General features: G+C 74.6%; 10 protein-coding genes. 7 read left to right on the plus strand and 3 right to left on the minus strand.

Annotated elements, in window-relative coordinates:
• The first annotated feature begins 172 nt into the window (after positions 1–172).
• Positions 173–1,645, plus strand: a complete 1,473-nt coding sequence (locus tag ACIBQZ_RS12900; RefSeq protein WP_396088762.1) for a glycosyltransferase — start codon at positions 173–175, stop codon at positions 1,643–1,645.
• Here ACIBQZ_RS12900 and ACIBQZ_RS12905 read toward each other — a convergent pair.
• Entirely contained in the window at positions 1,612–3,030 is a 1,419-nt protein-coding gene (locus tag ACIBQZ_RS12905; RefSeq protein ID WP_396088763.1) for a nitronate monooxygenase, read from the minus strand. The two genes, ACIBQZ_RS12900 and ACIBQZ_RS12905, sit on opposite strands and share 34 nt — an antisense overlap.
• A gap of 282 nt (positions 3,031–3,312) precedes the next feature.
• On the opposite strand from ACIBQZ_RS12905, the gene ACIBQZ_RS12910 reads away from it, so the two are divergent.
• From ACIBQZ_RS12910 to ACIBQZ_RS12935, 6 genes are read left to right on the plus strand one after another with little or no spacing between them, the layout of a single operon-like run.
• Positions 3,313–4,092 (plus strand): electron transfer flavoprotein subunit beta/FixA family protein, encoded by a 780-nt coding sequence (locus ACIBQZ_RS12910; protein WP_396088764.1) that lies wholly within the window; start codon positions 3,313–3,315, stop codon positions 4,090–4,092.
• Between the two features lie 23 nt (positions 4,093–4,115).
• Complete coding sequence (locus ACIBQZ_RS12915; protein ID WP_396088765.1) at positions 4,116–5,084, plus strand: electron transfer flavoprotein subunit alpha/FixB family protein; 969 nt, start codon at positions 4,116–4,118, stop codon at positions 5,082–5,084.
• Between the two features lie 5 nt (positions 5,085–5,089).
• A complete protein-coding gene (locus ACIBQZ_RS12920; RefSeq protein ID WP_396088766.1) occupies positions 5,090–7,201 on the plus strand; it encodes a (Fe-S)-binding protein in 2,112 nt (703 codons plus the stop codon).
• A complete protein-coding gene (locus tag ACIBQZ_RS12925) occupies positions 7,198–8,868 on the plus strand; it encodes an acyl-CoA dehydrogenase family protein (RefSeq protein ID WP_396088767.1) in 1,671 nt (556 codons plus the stop codon). Before ACIBQZ_RS12920 ends, ACIBQZ_RS12925 begins: the two co-directional genes overlap by 4 nt.
• Entirely contained in the window at positions 8,865–17,009 is an 8,145-nt protein-coding gene (locus ACIBQZ_RS12930) for an SDR family NAD(P)-dependent oxidoreductase (protein WP_396088768.1), read from the plus strand. The genes ACIBQZ_RS12925 and ACIBQZ_RS12930 overlap by 4 nt, the downstream gene beginning before the upstream one ends.
• 15 nt (positions 17,010–17,024) lie before the next feature.
• On the plus strand, positions 17,025–22,562 hold the full coding sequence (locus ACIBQZ_RS12935; RefSeq protein WP_396088769.1) for a carboxyl transferase domain-containing protein: 5,538 nt from the start codon (positions 17,025–17,027) through the stop codon (positions 22,560–22,562).
• On the opposite strand, the gene ACIBQZ_RS12940 is transcribed toward ACIBQZ_RS12935, so the two are convergent.
• Both ACIBQZ_RS12940 and ACIBQZ_RS12945 read right to left on the minus strand, forming a co-directional pair.
• The gene (locus ACIBQZ_RS12940; protein WP_396088770.1) at positions 22,551–23,291 is read right to left on the minus strand and encodes a 4'-phosphopantetheinyl transferase family protein; all 741 of its coding nucleotides are present in this window, start codon (positions 23,289–23,291) and stop codon (positions 22,551–22,553) included. The two genes, ACIBQZ_RS12935 and ACIBQZ_RS12940, sit on opposite strands and share 12 nt — an antisense overlap.
• Positions 23,288–24,541 (minus strand): esterase/lipase family protein, encoded by a 1,254-nt coding sequence (locus tag ACIBQZ_RS12945; RefSeq protein WP_396088771.1) that lies wholly within the window; start codon positions 24,539–24,541, stop codon positions 23,288–23,290. Before ACIBQZ_RS12945 ends, ACIBQZ_RS12940 begins: the two co-directional genes overlap by 4 nt.
• Positions 24,542–24,558 lie beyond the last annotated feature (17 nt).

Raw genomic sequence — 24,558 nt, forward strand, 5'->3', positions numbered from 1 at the left:
GGGGGGGCCCCCCCCCCCCCACCCCCCCCCCCCCCCCCCGGGGGGGGCCCCCCCCCGGCCCCCGCCGTCCCAGCGCAACCACCAAACCCCGAAACCACAAAGCCCGCTCCAATGTGCGCGAGGACCCGTTCGGGGGTGCCCGGCGACGTCGATGTTCGGTAGACAGGGAGGCATGGGTCTGTTACACGCGGTGCCGTCCCACCGCCGGCCGGTGGAACGCCTCGCCACCGTCATCGGAGCGGAACGGTATGCCAGATTACGGTCCACAGCAGCGGAGTTCCGGGCCGGCTTCACCGGCCGGACCGTCTGGAACGTGAACTCCACAGCCGTCGGAGGCGGGGTCGCCGAAATCCTGCAGGCGCTCGTCGGCTACGTGGAGGATCTCGACGTAGCGATCCGATGGCTGGTGATCCACGGGGACGCGGATTTCTTCCACATCACCAAGCGCCTGCACAACGCCGTGCACGGCCAATCCGACGGCAGCGCGCTGGGTCCGGCGGAGAGCGACCATTACCGCCGGATCCTGGCCGCCAACGCGGAGGCCCTGCTGGAGCTGGTGCACCCCGGGGACGTCGTGCTGCTGCACGATCCGCAGACCGCCGGGCTGGCGGCGCCGCTCGTCGAGGCGGGCGCGGTGGTGGTGTGGCGTTCGCACATCGGGGTGGACGACCAGAACGAGACCACCGAGGCGGCGTGGGAGTTCCTGCGCCCCTATGTGATCGCGGCGCACGGGTGGGTCTTCTCCCGGCGGGGGTACGTGCCGCGGTGGCTGACCGGCGACAACCTGTGGATCATCCCGCCGTCGATCGATCCGTTCTCGGCCAAGAACCAGGACCTGGACCCGGGCACCGTCCGGGCGATCCTCGCCACGATCGGCGTGCTCGACGGCGCCGCCGCGGCCCCCGGGCGGTTCCTCCGGCCGGACGGCAGTGTCGGCGAGGTGGCCCGGACCGCCGCCGTGGTGGCGGACTCCCTGCCGGGCGCCGGCGACGACCTGGTCATCCAGGTGTCCCGGTGGGACCGGCTCAAGGACATGGGCGGCGTGCTGCACGGGTTCGCCCGCCATGTCGCGCCCGACCGCACCGGATACCTGGCGTTGGTGGGGCCGTCCGTGGCGGGCGTGGCGGACGACCCCGAGGGAGCCGCGGTCTACCGCGACTGCCTGGCTCACTGGCGGTCGCTGCCGGCGGCGGTGCGCTCGCGGACGCTGCTGGTGACGCTGCCGCTCGACGACACCGACGAGAACGCCGCGATGGTGAACGCGCTGCAGCGGCACGCCGGCATCGTGGTCCAGAAGAGCCTCGCCGAGGGTTTCGGGCTGACGGTCGCGGAGGCGATGTGGAAGGGCCGCCCGGTGATCGGGTCGGCCATCGGCGGCATCAACGACCAGATCGCCCCCGGCACGGGCGTCCTGCTGGCCGACCCGACGGACCTGCCGGCGCTGGGCGCCGCGATCCGCGACCTGCTGGCCGACCACGGCGAACGCACGCGGATGGGGTCCGCGGCGCACGCCTACGTCCGCGACAACTTCGTCGGCGACCTGCACCTGCTCCGGTACGCCGAGGTCTTCTCGACCCTGCTGGCCCAGGCCCGCGACGGCGGCCGGCCGGGTCAGGCCGGTTCCCTCGCCGGGCCGAGCAGGTAGGCCACCACGTCGGCGGCGGTGTAGGACTGCCGGCCGGCGGGCAGCCGCCGCAGCAGCTCCCGTACGCCGGTGAAGTCCGTGCCGGCGGTGATCACCGGCGGCTCGGTGTAGCCGTGGGCCCGCCGCTGGGCGAAACCGGCGGCCGCCATCAGCCCGTTGCACAGGCACCGCCGGCCGACCGTGTTGGCCTCCCGGCCCCCGCCGTGGCCCTGGTACATGGCCACGGGTTCCGCCGGGCAGCGGTAGCCGACCGTGCCGTCGGGCTTGCGGTACGGGGTCCGCAGCACGCCCAGGTCGCACAGCCGGTCCCGGGCGGCGTAGACCTCCTCGTCGGCCAGCGAGCCGGGCAGCCGCACCACCTTGAACGGGAACCCGGTCGGCGACGCCCGCCCGTCGGTCAGCACCGGCACGTCGCCGCGGGCCGCCAGGTCCAGGACCCGGCGCTTCCACTCCGGCGCCATCCCGGACTCCTGGCAGTACGCGAACGCGGTGCCCACCTGCACGCCGACCGCGCCCGCGGCCACCGCCCGGGCCAGCCCGTCCGGGGTGCCGTACGAGCCGGCCATCCAGTACGGCAGGCCCACCCCGGCCATCAGCCGGGGGTCGACCACGTCGCGTTCGTCGTAGATGAGCGCGCCGGACGCGTCCAGGCGGCGCGGGCCACGCGGCGGCGCGTTGTGGCCGCCCGCCTCGAAGCCCTCCACGATGAAGCCGTCGGGCCGGGTGACGGGGTTCGCGGCGAGCGCCTCGGCCAGGTCGACGGAGGCCACGATCGCGTGGAAGTGCGGCCGGCGCAGCGGTCGCGGACCGGGTGTGCCGTACGCGCGGGGTTCGAACCGGATGGCGTGCTCGCCGTCCGCAGAGGTGGCACCCTGGACCCGGATCGGCAGCTCGACCGGCTCGTGGCGGGCCAGCGCGTCCAGCAGCGCGGGCAGGTCGGCCGGGTTCCCGGCGCCCATCAGCACGTGGTCGACGCCGGCGAGCATCGCGCCGTAGCAGGCGAACGGGATCGGCAGCTCGATCTTCCGCAGGTAGTTGATGCCGATCGGGCCGTCGTGACCCTCCTTGGCGAGGAACACCTCGACGAAGTTGGCGGCGATGGTGAGCTCGGCGAGCGCCCGGGACGGCTGCAGGCTGAACCGCAGCACGGGCCGGTACGGCGCCGCGGCCGGCTTGCCGCCGGCCACGTAGTAGGTGCGCAGGATCCGTTCGGCGACACCCGGCACCGGGAAGTGGGCCAGCGCCCGGCGCACGTCGCCGCCCAGGTCGCCCTCCTGCAGCCGGCGGGCGCAGACCACCTCCAGCGCCGTGCCGGACACCACCCCGAGCTGGCCGGTGAGCGACACCGCGCGGGCGAGCCGCCAGCCGGAGATCGCGACGCCCATGCCGCCCTGGATGATTCGTGGACCGAGAGCCGAGGTCATCATCATCTCTCCCCATCGCCGGGCCAGATGTGTGCGCGTGGCATTGCCAGGTCCGACCGAGCCTCCCGCCGCCGCGCCGGCCTTCGACAGTGCCGTTCGGCCCCCGGTTGCCGGCCGCCGGGGCCGGGCCCGGAAGTCAAGAGGGCCAAAGCCTCTGTCATGAGGGCCCGTAGGGGCTGAAGTTGATCGACGCTGGTCTCTACGCTGCGTAGTCAGGACACCACGACCTCAGGGCGGTTCTTCATGAAGATCGCAGTCTTGATCAAGTACGTGCCGGAGGCGACCGCCACCTGGCGCTTCGCCGAGGATCGGGCGCTCGACCGCGACGGCGTCGAGGGCCGGCTCTCCGAACTGGACGAGTACGCCGTCGAACAGGCGATCCGGCTCGCCGAGGCGGGCGCGGCCACCGAGATCGGCTATCTGACCATGGGCCCGGCCCGGGCCGCCGACGCGGTGCGCAAGGCGCTCGCCATGGGCGGCGACCGGGCGGTGCACGTGCTCGACGACGCGCTGCACGGTTCGGACGCCGTCAGCACCTCGCTGGTCCTCGCCGCCGCGCTCCGGCGGATGGCGGCCGACCTGGTCATCTGCGGCATGGCCTCCACCGACGCCGAGATGGCGGTGCTGCCGGTCATGGTGGCCGACCGGCTGGGGCTGCCGGCGGTGGTGAACGCCGCCACGCTGCGGGTCGAGGACGGCACCGTCATCGTCGAGCGCGACACCGACGACGCCACCGAGGAGGTGGTCGCGCCGCTGCCCGCGCTGGTGTCGGTCACCGACCGTTCCGGCGAGGCCCGGTACCCCTCCTTCAAGGGCATCGTGGCCGCCAAGAAGAAGCCGGTGACCACCTGGTCGCTGGCCGACCTGGAGATCCCGGCCGCGCTGGTCGGCACCGGTGGCGCGGCCACCGAGGTGCTGGCGGTCCGGCCCCGGCCACCCCGCGAGGCGGGCACGGTCATCACCGACGAGGGCGACGCCGCCGCGCGGCTGGCCGACTTCCTCGCCGCCAACAAGCTGCTGTAGACCACGAGCCCTGGGAGGCTGCGGTGAGCACAGTTCTGGTCCTCGTCCATCACGACGACGGGGTCATCCGAAAGCCGAGCCTGGAACTGCTGACGCTGGCGCGCAGGCTCGGCGAGCCCGCGGCCGTCGTGCACGGCGAGCCGGGCGACGCGCTGATCGACACGCTCGGCCGGCACGGCGCCACGACCGTGTACGCGATAGCGCCGCCCGAGCCGCCGGCGTACCGGCCGGCGGTCGAGGCCCTGGCGCTGGCCGACCTGGCCACCCGGACCGCGCCGGTCGCGGTGCTGATCAGCTCCGGCCCGAGCGGTACGGAGGTCGCGGCCCGCGTCGCGGTCAAGCTCGACGCCGGCATCATCACCGACGCGGTGCAGGTGACCGCGGGGCCCGACGGCCCGGTGGCCACCCAGTCGGTGTTCGCGGGCACGTGGCTCGTGGAGGGGCGGGTGCGCCGCGGCACGCCCGTCATCACCGTACGGCCGAACGCCGTCACGCCGGAGCCGGCGCCCGCGCCGGTCAGCCCGGCCGTGGAACGCATCGCGCTCGCCGAGCCGGTGCCGGACGCGAGCCCGCGGGTGGTGGCGAGCCGGGCGAAGGCCGCCACCGGACGGCCCGACCTGACCGAGGCGACCGTCGTCGTCGCCGGCGGCCGCGGCGTGGGTTCCGCCGAGGGCTTCGCGCTGATCGAGCGGCTGGCGGACACGCTGGGCGGCGCCGTCGGCGCGTCCCGGGCCGCGACCGACCTCACCTGGTGCCCGCACGAGCTGCAGATCGGGCAGACCGGCAAGACCGTCGCCCCGCAGCTCTACCTGGCCGGCGGCATCTCCGGGGCGATCCAGCACCGGGCCGGCATGCAGGGGTCCCGGACCATCGTGGCGATCAACAAGGACCCGAAGGCGCCGATCTTCCAGATCGCCGACTTCGGGGTGGTGGGCGACCTGCACACGGTCCTGCCGGCCCTGATCGACGAGATCTCCCAGCGCAGAGGCTGAGTGTGATGGTTCTTCGCCTCGTCCTCGGGCTGCTGATGACCGTGCTGGCGTTCGCCGTGTCCGGCCGCCGGCTGGCCCTGCTCTACCGGCTCGGCCGGGCCGCGCAACCGGTCGAGCCCGGCCGTACGCGTGGCGCGGCCGGCCGGCTGCGCGCCGAAGTCACCGAGGTGCTCGGCCAGCGCAAGCTGCTGACCTGGACGGTGCCCGGGCTGGCGCACGTGCTCGCGTTCTGGGGCTTCCTGGTGCTCGGGCTGACGATCGTCGAGGGGTACGGCGCGCTGTTCCAGCGCGACTTCCACCTGCCGCTGATCGGCACCCAGCCCTGGCTCGGCTTCCTGGAGGACCTGTTCGTCGTCGCGACGCTGGTCTCGGTGCTGATCTTCGCGGCGATCCGGATCCGGCACTCGCCGGCCCGCGAGGGCCGTCGCTCGCGCTTCTTCGGCTCGCACCTGGACGCCGCGTGGCTGGTCCTGTTCATGATCTTCAACGTGGTGTGGAGCCTGCTGCTCTACCGGGGCGCGCAGATCAACACCGGCAACTTCCCGTTCCCCCGCGGCGCCTTCGCCTCCGAGGCGGTGGCCCGGTTGATCCGGCCGCTCGGCGCGGGCGCCAACGACGTGATCGAGACCGCCGGGCTGCTCGTCGCGCTCGGCATCGTCCTGCTGTTCCTGGTGCTGGTGGTGCACTCCAAGCACCTGCACATCTTCACCGCCGCCGGCAACGTGGCGTTCGGCCGCCGGCCGCGGGCGCTGGGCGCGCTGCTGCCGGTGTACTCCGCCGGAAAGCCGGTCGACTTCGAGGACCCCGGCGAGGACGACACCATCGGCCGCGCCGCGATCACCGACTTCACCTGGAAGGGCATGCTCGACTTCGCCACCTGCACCGAGTGCGGGCGGTGCCAGTCGCAGTGCCCGGCCTGGAACACCGGCAAGCCGCTGTCGCCCAAGACGCTGATCATGGGGCTGCGGGACCACGCGCTGGCCGCGGCGCCGTACCTGCTGGCCGCCGACAAGTCCCAGGTGGACGCGCTGGCGGCGGCGGCCGCGCAGACCCCGCTGGTCGGCACCGACGGCGTCGTCCACCCGGACGTGCTCTGGTCGTGCACCACCTGCGGCGCCTGCGTGGAGCAGTGCCCGGTCGACATCGAGCACGTCGACCACATCGTCGACATGCGCCGCTACCAGGTGCTGATGGAGTCCAGCTTCCCGCCCGAGGCCGGGGTGCTGCTGCGCAACCTCGAACACGCCGGCGATCCGTGGGGCAGGGGGGCCGGCGCGCGTACCGAATGGACCGAGGGGCTGGATTTCGGAGTGCGCACGCTGGACGGCGGCCGTATTCCCGACGACGTCGAGTATCTGTTCTGGGTCGGCTGCGCCGGCGCCTTCGACGACCGCGCGCAGGGCACCAGCCGGGCGGTGGCCGAACTGCTGCACACCGCCGGCGTGGAGTTCGCCGTGCTCGGCAGCGGCGAGACCTGCACCGGCGACCCGGCCCGGCGGATCGGCCACGAGGTGCTGTTCCAGCAGCTCGCCGCCCAGAACGTCGAGACGCTCAACGGCGCGGGCGTCCGCCGGATCGTGGCGACCTGCGCGCACTGCTTCAACACCCTGGCCAACGAGTATCCCCAGCTGGGCGGGAGCTACGAGGTGCTGCACCACACGCAGCTGCTGGCCCGGCTGGTCGCCGACGGCCGGCTCGTCCCGGTCACGCCGGTCGACGCCACCATCACCTACCACGACCCGTGTTACCTCGGCCGGCACAACCGGGTCTTCACGCCGCCCCGGGAGATTCTCGGCAGCCTGCCCGGCGTCCGGCTCGCGGAACCACAGCGCAACCGGGAGTGGTCCTTCTGCTGCGGCGCCGGCGGCGCGCGGATGTGGATGGACGAGACACTCGGCACCCGGATCAACGAGAACCGCACCGACGAGATGCTCGCGACCGGACCGGACGTCGTCGCGGCGGCCTGCCCCTACTGCGTCGACATGCTCGCCGACGGGGTGGCGCTGCGCCGGCAACAGGACCGGGCCGGCGACCACGTCACCGTGACCGACGTGGCGGAGGTCCTGTTGCGCTCCGTCCGCCAACCCGCCGACGACCCCCGAAGGGCTTTGCCATGACCACGACCACCGGCCTCGACCGGGACACCCTCGACATGATGCTGTCCTCGCTGGACGACTTCCTGGCCCAGGAACTGCCGGAGAGCCGCCTGCTGGAGCTGGACCGCGACGACACCTGCCCCGAGCAGACCATCCGCGCCATGTGCGGCGACGACCTCGGCGTCCACCTGGTCTTCGTGCCCGAGGAGTACGGCGGCCTGGGCGGCGGCGCCTTCGACGCGTACCGGATCTGCGAGCGGATGGCGCGGGCCGACATCGGCGTGGCCACCGGGGTCTTCGCCACCTTCCTGGGCAGCGATCCGATCCTCGTCGGCGCGACCCCGGAGCAGCGCAAGGAGTGGCTCGGCCGGATCGCCGAGCAGGGCGTGCTGTTCGCCTACGGCGCCACCGAGCCGGAGGCCGGCAGCGACCTGGGCGCGCTGACCACCACCGCCACGCCGGTCGAGACCGACGGGCGGATCACCGGGTACCGGATCACCGGGCGCAAGCAGTGGATCAGCAACGGCTCCATCGCGGACTTCAGCACGATCCTGGCGCTCGCACCGGGCGGGCCCTCCTGGTTCGTCGTCGCGCGTGGCACCCCGGGCTTCTCCGCCGCCCCGCCCGAGGACAAGCACGGGATCCGGCTGTCCAACACCGCGGCGCTGTTCCTCGACGACGTGCTGGTGCCGGTGGAGAACCTGGTCGGGCGGGTCGAGGGCCGCGGGCTGGGCCAGGCGCAGCTGGTCTTCGGCTACACCCGGGTGATGGTCGCGGCGTTCGGGCTGGGCGGCGGCTGGGCGGCCCTCGACCGGGCCATCGGATACTCCGTCAACCGGATCCAGGGCGGCGCGCCGCTGGCCGAGAAGCAGGGTTACACCCACAAGCTCATCGTGCCGCACGTGGTCCGGCTCGAAGCCGCCCGCGCCTTCCTGGAGGAGACCTGCGGGCGGCTCGACGCCGGCGAGGGCGCCGACGGTGCGCTGAACACCGCGGGCGCCATCGCCAAGTACCTGGCCACCGAGGCGGGCAACGCCGCGGCCGAGGCGGCGATCCAGGCACACGGCGGGTACGGCTACACCCGGCCGTACCTGGTCGAGAAGATCAAGCGGGACGTCCGGATCACCACCATCTACGAGGGCACCTCGGAGATCCTCGAGATGACGATCGCCCGGGACCGATGGCAGCAGCACCTCAAGTCCGCCGGGCGCTACCACCGCGACAGGGCGCAAGAGCTCGCCGGACTGCCCGCGACGACCGGCGGCCCGACCGCGGCCCTGGCGCTGGACTGCCTCGCCGCGGTGCTGGACGCCTGCCGGGCCGGCCGGCTCACCCGCAACCAGCACGTCCTGCTGCGCCTCGGCGAGCTGATCGCCTATGCCGAGACCGCCGGCGCGCTCGCCCGCCGGGCCGCCGCGGCCGCCGCGGGCACGCTGCCGGAGAAGGCGGACCGGCGGTTCCCGCCGGCCACGCTGGCGGCGATCAGCCGCGTCTTCGCCCGCGACGCCGCGCTCAAGGTCGCCGAGGAGGGCCTGCGCTGGATCGTCGGGGCGGGCACCGGCCCGGACCTGACCGCCGGGCTCCCGCTGGACCGGGTGCGCACCGCACAGGCGGGCCTGCTCGCCGACCTGGACGCCATCGCCGACGCACTGTACGACCGGACATCACAGGAGGCCGCGTCATCATGACCGCCGCTACCGTCGCGCTCGCTCCCGTCGCCGTCGTCGGGGTCGGCGCCATCATGCCCGACGCCCCGGACGCCGCCGCGTTCTGGACGAACATCAAGAACGGCCGCTACTCGATCAGCGACGTGCCGCCGGAGCGCTGGGATCCCGAGCTCTACTACGACCCGGACCCGCACGCGCCCGACAAGACGTACTCCCGGATCGGCGGCTGGGTCCGCGACTTCGGCTGGGATCCGCTCGCCTGGCGGCTGCCCGTGCCGCCGACGGTCTCCGCGCAGATGGAGGAGGGCCAGAAGTGGTCGGTGACCGCGGCCCGGGCGGCCCTGCTCGACGCCGGCTGGCCGGACTGGACGGTGGACCCGGAGCGGGTGGCGGTCATCATCGGCAACGCCATCGGCGGTGACAAGCAGTACCGCACCGTGCTGCGGGTGGAGTTCGCCGAGGTGGCGCACCGGCTGCGTGCCGCGCCGTCGTTCGCGGCGCTGCCGGACACGGTGCGGGCCGCGGTGCTGGCCGAGGCCCGGGAGTCGTTCCTGGCCGGGCTGCCGGAGATCACCGAGGACACCATGCCCGGCGAGCTGGCGAACGTGATCGCGGGCCGGGTCGCCAACCTGTTCAACTTCCGCGGCCCCAACTTCACCACCGACGCGGCGTGCGCCTCCGGGCTGGCCGCGATGTCCGCGGCGGTCCGCGGGCTGCAGGCCGGTGACTTCGACGCCGCGGTCACCGGCGGGGTCGACCGCAACATGAACGCGGCCGCCTTCGTGAAGTTCTGCAAGATCGGTGCGCTGTCGGCCACCGGCACCCGGCCGTTCGACGCCGGCGCCGACGGGTTCGTGATGGGCGAGGGCGCGGCGCTGTTCGTCCTCAAGCGTCTCGCCGACGCGGAGCGCGACGGCGACCACATCTACGCGGTGCTGCTCGGCCTGGGCGGCTCCAGCGACGGCCGCGGCAAGGGCATCACCGCCCCGAACCCGGTGGGGCAGCGGCTCGCGGTGGAGCGCGCCTGGCAGACCGCCGGGCTGGACCCGGCGCTGGCCACCTGCGTGGAGGCGCACGGCACCTCGACGCGGGTCGGCGACGCCACCGAGCTCGGCAGCCTCAGCGAGGTGTTCGCCAAGGCCGGCGCGGCGACCGGGTCGATCGCGCTCGGCTCGGTCAAGTCCAACATCGGCCACCTCAAGGCCGCGGCGGGCGCGGCCGGGCTCTTCAAGACGGTGCTGGCCCTGCACGACAAGGTGCTCGCCCCGAGCCTGCACTTCGACGAGCCCAACCCGAACGTGGACTGGGACACGATCCCGTTCCGGGTCAACACCGAGCTGCGCGAGTGGCCGGCGCCCGCGCACGGGGTGCGGTGCGCGGGGGTCAGCGCCTTCGGCTTCGGCGGCACCAACTTCCACGCGGTCGTCGAGGAGTACGTCCCCGGCCGGCACCGCGATCCGGAGCGGACCGCCCGCTCCTACGCCGGGGTGGACCTCGCCCGGCCAACGGCCGCACCTGCCGCTGCCGGCCCGGCCCGGCCCCCGCTGCGCGGTGCGGCGGTGGTCGGCGGCCGCGACGACGCCGACGTCGCCGGGCAGCTGACCCGGCTGGCCGCCGACGCGGCGGCCGGCCGGGCTCCCGCGCCGGCGGCGCCCGATCCCGCGCTCGCCGGCGCGGCCGTGCGGGTCGCCATCGACTACGCCGACGCCGCCGACCTCGCGGCCAAGGCCGGCAAGGCGGTCGAGGCGCTGCGCGCCGGCGACCCGGCGCGCTGGCGGATGCTGCGGGCCCAGGGCGTGCACGTGGGGCGTGGCGCCCCGGGACGGGTGGCGTTCCTCTACACCGGACAGGGCTCGCAGTACGTGAACATGCTGCACGACCTGCGCGCCCGGGAACCGCTGGTGGCCGGCGCCTTCGCGGAGGCGGACCGGGTGATGACGCCGTTGCTGGGGCGGCCGCTGACGGCGTACATCTTCGACGAGGGCACGGACGAGGCCACCCGCCGGCGCCTGGAGCAGCAGCTGATGCAGACCGAGATCACCCAGCCGGCGGTGCTGGCCACGGACCTGGCGCTGACCCGGCTGCTGGAGTCCTACGGCCTGCGCCCCGACATGGTGATGGGGCACAGCCTGGGCGAGTACGGCGCCCTGGTCGCCGCCGGCGCGCTGTCGTTCGACGCCGCGCTGGAGGCGGTCAGCGCCCGCGGCCGGGAGATGGCCAGCCTCACCATGGCGGACAACGGGGCGATGGCGGCGGTCTTCGGCCCGCTCGCGGAGATCGAGCGGATCGTCGCGGCGACCGAGGGATACGTCGTCGTCGCGAACATCAACAGCGGCAAGCAGGCGGTCGTCGGCGGCGCCACCGAGGCGGTGCGGCGGGCGATCACGGCGTTCGAGCAGGCCGGCCTGACCGCCACCCCGATCCCGGTCAGCCACGCCTTCCACACCTCGATCGTGGCGCCGGCCAGCGAGCCGCTCAAGGTGGCCCTGCGCCGGCTCGACGTGCGCCCGCCGGTGCTGCCGATCGTCTCGAACGTGACCGGCGAGTTCTACCCGGCCGACGCCGGCGTCGAGACCATGCTCGACCTGCTCGGCCGGCAGGTCGCGGCGCCCGTGCAGTTCGTCAAGGGACTGCGCACGCTGTACGCCGCCGGCGCCCGGATCTTCGTCGAGGTCGGCCCCAAGAAGGCGCTGCACGGCTTCGTCGAGGACGTGCTCGGTGACGACGTGCTGGCGCTGTTCACCAACCACCCGAAGGCCGGCGACGTGGCCTCGTTCAACCAGGCGCTCTGCGGGCTGTACGCCGCCGGTCTGGGCTTCCCCGGCCCGGCCGTCGCAGCACCGGTGGCCGCCGCCCGGCCGGCCGCGCCGCAGACCGCCGACACCGTTGCGACCACGGCGGGGAGGACCCCCATGACCACCGACCGGTACGCCGAACTGGGCCACCTGTTCGCCGACGTCCTCGAGCGCGGCATGCACGTCTACGCGGGCACCGCCCCGGGCGGGCCGCCGACCGCGGCCCCCGAGCCGGTGGTGATCACCGGTGCCGCGCTCGGCCTGCCCGGCGTGGACCAGGTCTTCGACGACGACAACGTGGGCCGGATCCTGGCCGGCCAGCAGTTCATCGACACCGTCCCGCACCGGCTGCGGCGCGCGATGGTCGACCGGCGGATCACCCGGCTGGTCAAGCGGGAGGCCGGCGACGCCACCTTCGAGACCATCACCAACGAGGCCGACGTCATCAAGCTGGCCGGCCGGGCCGCGCCGCTGGACGTCGTCAACCAGTTCGGGGTCGACGCCGACCGCGACGCGGCTCTGGACGTCGCCACCCGGCTGGCCATCGGCGCCGGCCTGGACGCGTTGCGCGACGCCGGCATCCCGCTGGTCATGCAGTACAAGACCACCACGCTCGGCACCCGGCTGCCCGACCGGTGGGGCCTGCCCACGGCGATGCGCGACGACACCGGGGTGATCTTCGCCTCGGCGTTCCCCGGCTACGACAACTTCGCCCGGGACATCGAGCGGTACCTCACCGACCGGGGCCGCCGCGAGCAGCTGCTCGCGCTCGAGGCGGTCCGGGCCCGGCTGGGCGCCGACGGACCGGCCACCGCCGAGGTGGACCGGCGCATCGGCGAGCTGCGCCACGCGCTGGCCGCCGACCCGTACGTCTTCGACCGGCGCTTCCTGTTCCGGTGCCTGTCGATGGGGCACTCGCAGTTCGCCGAGCTCATCGGCGCCCGCGGGCCCAACACCCAGATCAACGCCGCCTGCGCGAGCACCACGCAGGCGACCACCCTGGCCGAGGACTGGATCCGGGCGGGCCGGTGCCGGCGGGTCGTGGTGGTGTCCGCCGACGACGCCACCTCCGACGTGCTGCTGCCCTGGCTGGCGTCCGGGTTCCTGGCCTCCGGGGCGGCCGCCACCGACGACATCGTCGAGGAGGCCGCGACGCCGTTCGACCGGCGCCGGCACGGCATGATCGTCGGGATGGGCGCCGCGGCGTTTGTCGTCGAGGCCGCCGACGCCGCGCGCGAGCGGGGCCTGCAGCCGATCTGTGAGGTGCTCGGCGCGGTCACCGCGAACAGCGCCTTCCACGGCACCCGGCTGGACGTCGAGCACATCGGCCAGGTGATGGAGCAGCTGTTCACGCAGGCGGAGGCGCGCGGCGTGCGCCGGCACGCGATCGCGCCGGCGACCGTCTTCGTCTCCCACGAGACCTACACCCCGGCCCGCGGCGGCAGCGCGTCCGCCGAGATCAACGCGCTGCGCCGGGTGTTCGGCGCCGACGCCGACGCCGTGGTCATCACCAACACCAAGGGCTTCACCGGGCACGCGATGGGCGCCGGCATCGAGGACGTGGTGGCGATCAAGGCCCTGGAGACCGGGCTGGTCCCGCCGGTGCCCAACTTCAAGGAACCGGATCCCGAGCTGGGGCAGCTCAACCTGTCCGCCGGCGGCGCCTACCCGGTGCGGTACGCGCTGCGGCTGGCGGCCGGCTTCGGCTCGCAGATCGCGATGTCGCTGCTGCGCTGGACGCCGCTCGCGGACAACCGGCACCGCGCGCCGGACGAGCTGGGGTACGCGTACCGCATCGTCGACCAGGCGGCCTGGCACCGCTGGCTGACCGAGGCGGGCGGCCCGGACGCCCGGCTGGAGGTCGTGCAGCGCCGGCTGCGGCTCGCCGACAACGGCGCGCTGCCGGAGGCCCCGCCCGCACCGGCCGCACCGCCCGTGGTCATCGAAACGCCCGTCAGCCCAGCGCCGGTCGCGCCGATCGCCGCCACCCCGGCACCGCCGGCCGGTGACGAGATCACCGATGCGGTGGTGGGGATCGTCTCCGGGCTGACGGGTTATCCGCCGGATCTGCTGGATGTGGATCTGGATCTGGAGGCGGATCTGGGGGTGGACACGGTCAAGCAGGCGGAGGTGTTCGCGGCGGTGCGGGAGCGCTTCGGCGTGGCTCGTGACGACAACCTGCGGTTGCGGGACTTCCCGACGCTGACCCACGTCATCGGCTGGATCCGCGAGCAGACGGGCACCCCGGTTGCGGAGGCCGTCGCCCCGGTTGCGGAGGCCGTCGTCACCGAGACGGTGGCACCGCCGGCCGACGATGAGATCACCGAAGCGGTGGTGGGCATCGTCTCGGGCCTGACCGGTTATCCGCCGGACCTGCTGGACGTCGACCTCGACCTGGAAGCGGATCTGGGTGTCGACACGGTGAAGCAGGCGGAGGTGTTCGCGGCGGTGCGGGAGCGCTTCGGTGTCGCCCGTGACGACAACCTGCGGTTGCGGGACTTCCCGACGCTGACCCACGTCATCGGCTGGATCCGCGAGCAGACCGGCACGCCTGCCGCCGAGCCCGTGGCCACCGAGGCGGTCACCCCGCCGGCCGGCGATGAGATTGCCGACGCGGTGGTGGGCATCGTCTCCGGGCTGACGGGTTATCCGCCGGATCTGCTGGATGTGGATCTGGATCTGGAGGCGGATCTGGGGGTGGACACGGTCAAGCAGGCGGAGGTGTTCGCGGCGGTGCGGGAGCGCTTCGGTGTCGCCCGTGACGACAACCTGCGGCTGCGGGACTTCCCGACGCTGACCCACGTCATCGCCTGGGTGCGGGACCGCGCCGGCCAACCGGCACCGGCGGCCGGCCCGGCGGAGCAGACCACGGAAGCCCCGCGGGTCATCACCACGGTCGCGGGTGACCTCGAGGCCACCGACCGGATCACCCGGCGGGTGCCCGTACCGGTGCTGCGGCCGGAGCCGGCCGCCTGCGTCCCCACCGGGATCACCCTGGACGGCGGCACCCGGGTCGTGGTGGCGCCCGATCAGGGTGGCGTCGGCGAGGCGCTGGTGACCCGGCTGACCCGGCTGGGGGTCCAGGTGCTGACGGTCGACCCCGACGACCCCGGCCCGGGACTGGACGCGGCCCTGGCCGACGGCCCGGTGCACGGCGTGTACTGGCTGCCGGCGCTCGACGACGAGGGCCAGCTCGACGGGCTCGACCTCGACGGCTGGCGGGCGGCGCTGCGCCGGCGGGTCCGCGCGCTCTACACGACCATGCGGCGGCTCTACGACGGCAGCCCGTTCCTGGTGACCGCGAGCCGGCTGGGCGGCTACCACGGCTACGACGAGGGCGGCGCGACGTGCCCGCTGGGCGGTGCGGTCACCGGCTTCGCCAAGGCGTACCGCCGGGAGCGGCCGGAGGCGCTGGTCAAGGCGGTCGACTTCGCGGTCGGCCGGAAGACCGCGGCGCCGGCGGACCGGCTGGTGGACGAGACGCTGCGGGATCCGGGCTGCGTGGAGGTCGGGTACGCCGACGGCCGGCGCTGGGGCGTCGGCCTGGCCGAGCGCCCGTTCCCCGCCGCGAACGCCGAGCTCGGCCCGGACCAGGTCTTCCTGGTCACCGGCGCGGCCGGCAGCATCGTCTCGGCGATCACGGCCGACCTGGCCGCCGCCTCGCGCGGCACCTTCCACCTGCTCGACCTGACCCCGGAGCCCGACCCGGCGGATCCCGACCTGCGCCGGTACGCCGAGGACCGGGAGGGCTTCAAGGCCGAGCTGGCCACCCGGCTCCGCGACCGCGGCGAACGGCCCACCCCGGTGCTGATCGACCGCGAACTGGCCCGCTTCGAACGGCTCCAGGCGGCCCTGGCCGCCGTGCAGGCGGTCGAGCAGGCCGGCGGGTCGGCCCACTACCACAGCGTCGACCTGACCGACGCCGACGCCGTGGCGCGGGCCATGGCCGAGGTGCGGGCGACCAGCGGCCGGATCGACGTGCTGCTGCACGCGGCCGGCGTGGAGATCAGCCACGCCCTGCCGGACAAGGAGCCGGCCGAGTTCGACCTCGTGCTCGGGGTCAAGGGCGACGGGCTGTTCACCGTGCTGCACGCCGCACGCGACCTGCCGCTGGGCACGGTCATCGCGTTCAGCTCGGTCGCGGGCCGGTTCGGCAACGTGGGGCAGACCGACTACAGCGCCGCGAACGACCTGCAGTGCAAGGTGCTGAGCAGCCTGCGGCGCAGCCGGCCCGGGGTGCGTACCCTCGCGATCGACTGGACCGCGTGGGGCGACATCGGGATGGCCACCCGCGGCTCGATCCCCAAGCTCATGGAGCGCGCCGGGGTCGAGATGCTCCCGGCCGCCGCCGGCGTGGCGTGGATCCGCCGCGAGCTGACCTGCGGCACCGCCGACGGCGAGGTGGTCGTCGCCGGCGCGCTGGGCGCGATGGCCGCCGAGTACCACGAGACGGGCGGTCTCGACCCGGCGAGCCTGCCGGGCGGCGGACCGGTCGCGACGGAACCGGCCGGCCTCAGCGTCCACGACGGACTCGTGGTGCACACGACGCTGGACCCGGCGACCACACCGTTCCTGAACGACCACCGCATCGACGGCACCCCGGTGCTGCCCGGCGTGATGGGCATCGAGGCCTTCGCCGAGGCCGCCCGCCTGCTGGTGCCGGACTGGTCCGTGGTGGCCGTGGAGAACGTGGACTTCTCCGCGCCGGTGAAGTTCTACCGGGACGAGCCCCGCACGCTGCGGGTCACGGCGCTGCTGCGCCCGGACGGCGCGGAACTGCTCGCCGAGTGCCGGTTGTCCACCGAACGCACCCTGCCCGGCAGCGACCAGCCGCAACGCACCACCCACTTCACCGGCTCGGTACGCCTCGCCGCCCAGCAGCCGCACCTGCCCTCGCAGGACGACGGCGAGGTGCACCCGCAGCCGCCCGAGCTGACCCCGGAGGAGGTCTACCGGCTGTACTTCCACGGGCCCGCGTACCAGGTCGTCGGCTCCGCCTGGCGGCAGGGCGACGGCGTGGCCGCCCGCCTCGCCGACGGCCTGCCGGACCAGGCCGACGCTCCCACCGTGACCGGACCCCGCCTGGTGGAGCTGTGCTTCCAGACCGCCGGGCTGTGGGAGGCCGGCCGGCAGGGGCGGCTGGCGCTGCCGGCGCACGTCGACGCGGTCCGGCTCGGCGCCGACCTCGCCGAGCGTGCCGGGCTGTCGGCCACCGTGCGGCCGGACGGCTCCGGCGGCTTCGACTGCGTGGTGGGCGACGGCGCCGGGGCCGTGGTGCTCCGGGTCGACGGGTACCGCACGGTGCGGCTGCCCGACCCGCTTCCGGACGAGATCTGCGCGCCGTTCCGCACCGCCATGGCAGGTTGAGAGGGGACGAACAGCATGCTGCGCACCATTCACCGGTTGGCGATCGCCAACCGCGGTGAGCCGGCGATCCGTGCGCTGACCGCCGTACGCGAGCTCAACCGGGCCGGCGACCGGCCGCCGATCACCACGGTCGTGCTGTACACCGAGCCGGACGCCGACGCGTGGTTCGTGCGCGAGGCCGACGAGGCGGTGTCGCTCGGCCCGGCCACCTTCGTCGACCCGGTGTCCGGCGACCGCCGGTCCCGCTATCTCGACGAGCCGGCGGTGATCGACGCGCTGCTGCGCGCCGGCGTGGACGCGGTCTGGGTCGGCTGGGGCTTCCTCGCCGAGCGTGCCTCCTTCGCGCGGCGGTGCGAGGAGGCCGGGATCGTGTTCGTCGGCCCGGACAGCGCCACGATCCGGCGGCTGGGGGACAAGGTGGCCGCCAAGCGGCTGGCCCAGCAGGCGGGCGTGCCGGTGGTGCCGTGGAGCGAGGAAGCGGTCGACGATCTCGGCCTGGCCGGCGCGCACGCCGAGCGCATCGGGTACTCGCTGATGCTCAAGGCGGCGGCCGGCGGTGGCGGGCGGGGCATCCGGCTCGTGCACGCGGCGGCGGACCTCGCCGCGGCGTTCGACTCGGCCCGCGAGGAGGCGCGGTTCGCCTTCGGCGACCCGACGCTGTTCCTGGAGAAGCTGGTGCCGAGCGCCCGGCACGTCGAGGTCCAGGTGATCGCCGACGGCGCCGGCACGACCTGGGCGGTCGGGGTCCGCGACTGCACGCTGCAACGCCGGCACCAGAAGGTGATCGAGGAGTCCGCCTCGACGGTGCTGGACGCCGCGGGCGAGCGGGCGATCCGCGACGCGGCGGTCCGGGTGGTCGTCGCGGCCGGCTACCGCAACGCCGGCACGGTCGAGTTCCTGGTCGACCCGGACACCGGGCGGTTCCTGTTCCTGGAGGTCAACACCCGGCTGCAGGTGGAGCATCCGGTGACCGAGGCGACGACCGGGCTGGACCTGGTGAAGCTGCAGCTGCACGTGGCCGCCGGCGGCCGGCTGACCGGTGCGCCGCCGCCGGTGCGGGGCCACGCGGTCGAGGCCCGGCTCTGCGCGGAGGACGCGCAGAACGGCTTCGCCCCCGCGCCCGGCCGGCTGGCCCGGCTCAGCCTGCCCACCGGCGCCGGCATCCGGGTCGACTCCGGCTTCTGCGAGGGCGACCGGATCCCGCCGGACTTCGACTCGATGATCGCGAAGATCGTGGCCTGGGGACAGGACCGCACCGAGGCGCTGTCCCGGCTGCGGCGGGCCCTCGACGACACCACGGTGGTGATCGACGGCGGCACGACCAACCGGTCCTTCCTGCTCGGCCTGCTGGGGCGTCCGGAGGTGACCGCCGGCCGCTTCGACAACCACTGGCTGGACCGGTTGACCGCCGAGGGGGACCACCTGCCCGCCCCGGACCCGGTGGCCCTGCTGGTGGCCGCCGTGACGTCGTACGAGCTCGACCAGGCGGCGGAGCAGGCCGCGTTCCACGCGCGGGCGCGGCGCGGCGGTGCCGAGTCGGGCACCGAGGTGGGGCAGCGCTGCCGGCTGCACTACCGGGGCCAGCAGTACGACCTGCGCGTGTACCGCACCGACGGGTGTACCTACCGGGTCACCTCCGCCGCGACCGGGGACGCCGACCTGACCGTGGAACGGCGCGACGGCTACCAGCGCCGGGTCCGCGTCGGCGACCGGTCCTACCGCGTCGTCACGGTCGTGGAGGGCGCCACCATCCGGGTGGACGTCGACGGCCGGTCCCATGTGGTCTCCCGCGACGACGGCGGCGTGGTGCGCAGCGCCGGCCCGGCGTTCGTGGTGTCGGTGCTGGTGGCGCCGGGCGACCCGGTGACCGTGGGGCAGCCGCTCGCGGTGCTGGAGAGCATGAAGATGGAGTCGACGCTCACCGCCCCGCTGGACGGCACGGTCGTGTCGGTCGAGACCGCCGAGAACGTGCAGGTGGACGCCGGAGCGCCGGTGGTGCGCGTCCGGCCGGCCGGGACGCAGCAGACCGCCGCCGGGACGCGGCTGGCCTTCACCGGGCTGGTCGCCGCCCCGCCGCCGGGCGCCCCGCGGTGCGAGCGGGTGTACGCGGCGTTGCGCGGCTACCTGCTCGGCTACGACCTCGACCCGGCCTCGGTCCGGGCGATGATCACCCGGCAGCGCCGCCTCGGCGAGACCGCGCCGCCCGCCGACCCGGGCCTGCTGCGCTGCGAGAACAGCCTGCTCGACCTGTACGCCGACGTCGGCTCGCTGTACCGGCCGCGGGGCCCGGTGGACCCGGACGACGCGGTCGCCGACGGCAGCGCCCAGGAGTACCTGCTGTCGTACCTGCAGTGGCTGGACGCCGACCGGGCCGGGCTGCCCGACGAGTACCGGCGCCGCCTGGCCCGGGCGCTGCGCCGTTACGGGGTGTCCGGCCTCGAGCGCACCCCCGAGCTGGAGGAGGCGGTCCTGTGGATGTTCCGCTCGTTCCGCCGGGCCGGCCAGCTGACCCCGGTGATCGTGAACATCCTGGAACGGCGGCTGCGGCACCACGGCGAGCTGGCCCCGCTGGCCGACGCCGACACACGCGAGCGCTTCGACCGGCTCGCCGCCGCCGCGCAGGCGCACGATCCGGTCATCGCCGACCTCGCCCGCGACGTCCGCTACCACTATCTGGACGAGCCGCTGCTGGACGCCGCGGTGGCCGAGGAGTACGCCTGGGCGGAGGAGGCCCTCGACCGGCTGAGCGCCGGTCCGTCGCCCGAGCGGGCCGAGCTGATCGACCGGCTCGTCGGCTGCCCCCAGCCGCTGCGCGGCATGCTGCTGCGCCGGTGGCGCGGCACCGCCGATCCGGCCGTGCACCGGATCCTGCTCGAGGTCTACACCCGCCGGTTCTACCGCATCCGTACGCTGCTCGGGCCGCGGGTCACCGAGATCGACGGCTGGCTGCTGTGCGGCGCGGACTACGACCTGGCCGACGACAAGGTGCACCTGGTCACGGCGTACGCGCCGCTGACCGAGCTGCCCCGGCTGGCCCGCGCGGTCGCCACCCACCTGGGCACGGCCGGCGCCGGACGCGACGTGGTGGTGGATGTGGCCGCCTGGCGGCACGGGCAGCCGGTCGACGTGGACGCCGTGCTGGTGGAGCTCGGCAAGCTGCTGCCCGACTGCGACTTCGGCCGCCCGCTGCGGCGCCTCGACATCACCGTGACCACGGTCGACGGCCCGGCGCCGGAGCGGTTCCGGACCCATCACGTCACCTACCGCCGGCGCGACGGCGAGCTGGTCGAGGACCGGCTCTACCGCAACCTGCACCCGATGCTCGCCAAGCGGCTCGATCTGTGGCGGCTGGGCAACTTCCGGCTGGAACGGCTGCGGTCCGCCGAGGACGTGTACCTGTTCCACGGGGTCGCCCACGACAACCCGAAGGACCACCGGCTGTTCGCCCTCGCCGAGGTGCGCGACCTGCGTCCCACCCGGGACGCCGGCGGCACCCTGCGGTATCCGAGCCTGGAGCTGATGGGACTGCGGGCGCTGGCCGGCATCCGGGAGGCGCTGACCGGCTTCCCGGCGGCGGACCAGCCCGCGGCCAACCGGATCGTGCTCTACGTCCGGCCGCCGTGGGACCTGACCCCGGACGCGTGGGCCGAGCTGGCCGGCTCGCTGGCGCCGCTGGCGGCCGGCGCCGGCCTGGAGAAGGTGGTGCTGCGGGTGCGCCGGCCGGACGGCCGGGACACCGTGCTGCACGTGGAGGGCTGGGGGACCGGGGTCACCGTGCGGGAGCGGCCGCCGGGTCAGGAGCCGATCCGGCCGCTGACGCCGTACCGGCAGAAGCTGCTGCGGGCGCGGCGGTTCGGGGCGCCCTATCCGTACGAGATCGTGCGGATGCTCACCCCGCCGCCCGGCGCCGTCGCCCGGTTCCCGATCGGCCGGTTCACCGAGTACGACCTGGACGCCCGCGGCGAGCTGGCCGAGGTGTCCCGGCCGTACGGCCTGAACACCGCGAACATCGTGGTCGGTGTGCTCAGCAACGACACGGTGGCGGTGCCCGAGGGGATGTCCCGGGTCGCGCTGCTCGGCGACCCGACCCGCGGGCTGGGCAACCTCGCCGAGCCGGAATGCCGCCGGGTGATCGCCGCGCTCGACCTGGCCGAGCGGCTCCACCTGCCGGTGGAGTGGTTCGCACTGTCGTCCGGCGCCCGGATCGCGATGGACAGCGGCACGGAGAACATGGACTGGATCGCCGCGGTGCTGCGCCGGATCATCGAGTTCACCCAGGCCGGCGGGGAGGTGAACGTCGTCGTCACCGGCATCAACGTGGGCGCGCAGCCGTACTGGAACGCCGAGGCGACGATGCTCATGCACACCCGCGGGATCCTGGTGATGACCCCGGCGAGCACCATGGTGCTGACCGGCAAGCAGGCCCTGGACTTCTCCGGCGGGGTCTCGGCCGAGGACAACTTCGGCATCGGCGGGTTCGACCGCATCATGGGCCCGAACGGCCAGGCGCAGTACTGGGCCGCCACCCTCGGCGACGCCTGCGACATCCTGCTGCGCCACTACGAGCACACGTACGTGGTGCCCGGCGAGGCGTACCCGCGCCGGCATCCCACCGCCGACCCGGTCGACCGGGACGTCCGGACCGCGCCGCACGCCGCCGTGCCGGGCACCGACCTGACGTCGGTCGGTGACGTGTTCTCCGCCGAGCGCAACGCCGACCGCAAGAAGCCGTTCGACATGCGCTCGGTGATGCGGGCCGTCACCGACACCGACGCCGTGCCGCTGGAGCGCTGGGCGTACTGGCGCGGCGCGGAGATCGCGATCGTCTGGGACGCCCGGATCGGCGGCATCCCGGTCTGCCTGCTCGGGGTCGAGTCGCACACGGTGACCCGGCACGGCTTCGTGCCGGCCGGCGGCCCGTCGGCGTGGACCTCCGGCACGCTGTTCCCGCAGGCGTCGCGCAAGCTGGCCCGGGCGGTGAACGCCGCCAGCGGCAACCGGCCGCTGGTGGTGCTGGCCAACCTGTCCGGCTTCGACGGCTCGCCGGAGTCGATGCGCCGCTGGCAGCTGGAGTACGGCGCGGAGATCGGCCGGGCGATGACCAACTTCCGCGGCCCGATCGTCTTCGTGGTGGTCTCCCGCTACCACGGCGGGGCGTTCGTGGTGTTCTCCAAGGCGCTCAACGAGCGGCTGGAGATGGTCGCCGTCGAGGGCTCGTTCGCCTCGGTGATCGGGGGTGCGCCGGCCGCGGCCACGGTGTTCGCCCGGGAGGTCACGGCCCGTACCGAAGGCGATCCCCGGGTCCGCGAGGCGGCCGAGCGGCTGCGCGCCGCCGCGGACCCGGCCGCCGGGCCGCTGCGGGCCCGGCTGGCCGAGCTCACCGCGACGGTCCGGTCGGCCAAGCTCGGCGAGGTGGCCGCCGAGTTCGACCGGATCCACACGGTGCAGCGGGCGATGGCGGTGGGCTCGGTGGACCGGATCATCGGCGCCGACCGGTTGCGGCCGGACCTGGTGGCCGCGCTGGAACGGGGGATCGCCGGCTCAGCGGGGTGACGGCCGGGCGAGCCAGGAGTGGCGGGGCGTCGCGGTGGCCAGGCTGCCCGGCCGGTCGAGGGGGACCGGCCGGGGGCCCGGCTCGGTGGTGGCGACGGTGAGCACAAACGCGCCCTCGCGGCGCCACCAGCCCGTCATCGGTGTGTCCTCGGCGCCGCGGACGGACAGTGTCCCCCAGCCGTCCTCGCCGGGCGACCCGACGCTCACCGCCACGCTGCGGGTGTCGCGCCGCAGCCCGGTCCGCAGCACCTTGAGGGCGCTCTCCTTCGCCGACCAGATCAGGTTGGCGGCGGCGTCGCGGTCGTCGCCGGCCGGGCGCGCGGCGACGAAGCGCTGCTCGGCGGCGGTCAGGAAGTCCCGCACGAACGCCGGGCTGCGCGGCTCGACCAGCTCCAGGTCGCAGCCGACCCGCCGGCCGGCCACGCAGACGGCCCACCCGGCCCGGTCGGTGACCGACACGTCGATCCCGAGCGGGGCGCCGTCGACCAGCACGTACGGCGCCCCGTCCGGCGTGTTGGGCACCTCGACGCCGGCCAGCGACGCCGGCTCGGCCGACCGGCCGGTGATCGCGGCCACCGCGTGCTTGACCGCCCAGCGGCGCAGCAGGTACTCGGTGCGCCGCTTCGGGTAGGCGAGCGCGGCGGCGCGGGCCGCCTCGGCGGGGGCCAGCCACCGCGTGCCGTCCGGCAGCGTGGCCTCGCCCCGGGCCAGCCACCGCGGGTCCGTCACCGCTGCTCCGCGGCCGGGGGATCCGGCTCGGCGAGCCAGGCGCACAGCTGGTCGTGCACCGCCGGGTGGTTGAGCAGGTCGAAGTGGTGCAGGCCGCCGAGATGGCGGCCGTTGCCGTCGGCGAACGGCAGCCGGCGCCGGTCGCCGGCCCCGGAGGCGCTGCGGTACGGCACGAACAGATCACCCAGCACAGTGGCCAGCGGGCTGTCGTGCTCCCGGGTGAGGGTGGCACCGATGAAGTAGTGCTCCGCCTCCGGCAGGAACGGCACGTCGGTGCAGTTGTCACGGGGCAGCGCGTCCGGGTCGACGTCGCGCCAGTCCTCCTCCACCAGCGCGCCGTAGTTGAGGTCGTGGACCCCGGCGCTGCGCCCGCTCAGCAACCGGGCGACGGGCCGGCTCTCCGGCAGGCGGGCCAGCAGCCACGCCGTGGTGTGCACGCCACGGGCCAGGGGAGCGCCGAGGTGGGGCGTACCCAGGAACACCACGTGCCGCACCGCCGGCACCCACCGGTGACCGGCGGCCGCGCCCTGCCGCCCGGCGCTGCGGATCACCAGCCCGCCCATGGAATGGCCGATCAGCGAGATCTGCTCCACCGGGACCGGCCAGGCGGCGACCAGCTCGTCGAGCAGCACGGACAGCCGCAGCCCGTTGTCGGACACGTGCAGGCCGGTGTTGTACCGCAGCTGCACGGCGGTGCGGCCGAGCTCGCGCTCCAGCCGCGAACCCAGCGTCGGGTGCTCGGTCGCGTGCCGGTCGGCGGCCAGGGACCAGTAGTCCTCGGTCTCGCACAGGCCGTGCACGAACACCACGATCCGCGGGCCAGCCGCCGGGAAGGCCGCCCGCAGCGCCTCGGTGGTGAGCGGGACATCCGCGCCGCCCGACCGGACCGCCATCGGGGTCGCCAGCTCCGGGTGCCGGCCGTCGAGCGTGTCACCCCACAGCCCGTTGAGCACCGCGAGGGAGAAACGGCCGGCCGGGTTCCCGGACAGCGGGGCCCGGGCGGGCCGCCACCCGTGGCCGACGGCGAAGCCGATCAGCCGGGGCAGCACGGCGTGGGCGCCGTGGACCGTCGCGTACACCCCGCCCGCGATGACACCGTGCGCGGCGCGGACCGGCCACGCGACCGGTCCTACCGCGGTGAACACCCGGTCGGCGATCGCGTGATGGGTGTCCCGGACCACCCCCACCACGCCGGCCAGCGCGTCACCGACCACCCGCCCGGCCGCCCGGATCTCCGCCTCGCTGCCCATGGTCAGCTCCGTCCCGC

Source organism: Actinoplanes sp. NPDC049599 (assembly GCF_044465625.1).
Lineage (GTDB): Bacteria > Actinomycetota > Actinomycetes > Mycobacteriales > Micromonosporaceae > Actinoplanes.

Coding starts and splice junctions, on each gene's coding strand:
- ACIBQZ_RS12900 (WP_396088762.1), top strand. CDS start 173: ATGGGTCTGTTACACGCGGTGCCGTCCCACCGCCGGCCGGTGGAACGC.
- ACIBQZ_RS12905 (WP_396088763.1), bottom strand. CDS start 3,030: ATGGGCGTCGCGATCTCCGGCTGGCGGCTCGCCCGCGCGGTGTCGCTC.
- ACIBQZ_RS12910 (WP_396088764.1), top strand. CDS start 3,313: ATGAAGATCGCAGTCTTGATCAAGTACGTGCCGGAGGCGACCGCCACC.
- ACIBQZ_RS12920 (WP_396088766.1), top strand. CDS start 5,090: ATGGTTCTTCGCCTCGTCCTCGGGCTGCTGATGACCGTGCTGGCGTTC.
- ACIBQZ_RS12925 (WP_396088767.1), top strand. CDS start 7,198: ATGACCACGACCACCGGCCTCGACCGGGACACCCTCGACATGATGCTG.
- ACIBQZ_RS12930 (WP_396088768.1), top strand. CDS start 8,865: ATGACCGCCGCTACCGTCGCGCTCGCTCCCGTCGCCGTCGTCGGGGTC.
- ACIBQZ_RS12935 (WP_396088769.1), top strand. CDS start 17,025: ATGCTGCGCACCATTCACCGGTTGGCGATCGCCAACCGCGGTGAGCCG.
- ACIBQZ_RS12945 (WP_396088771.1), bottom strand. CDS start 24,541: ATGGGCAGCGAGGCGGAGATCCGGGCGGCCGGGCGGGTGGTCGGTGAC.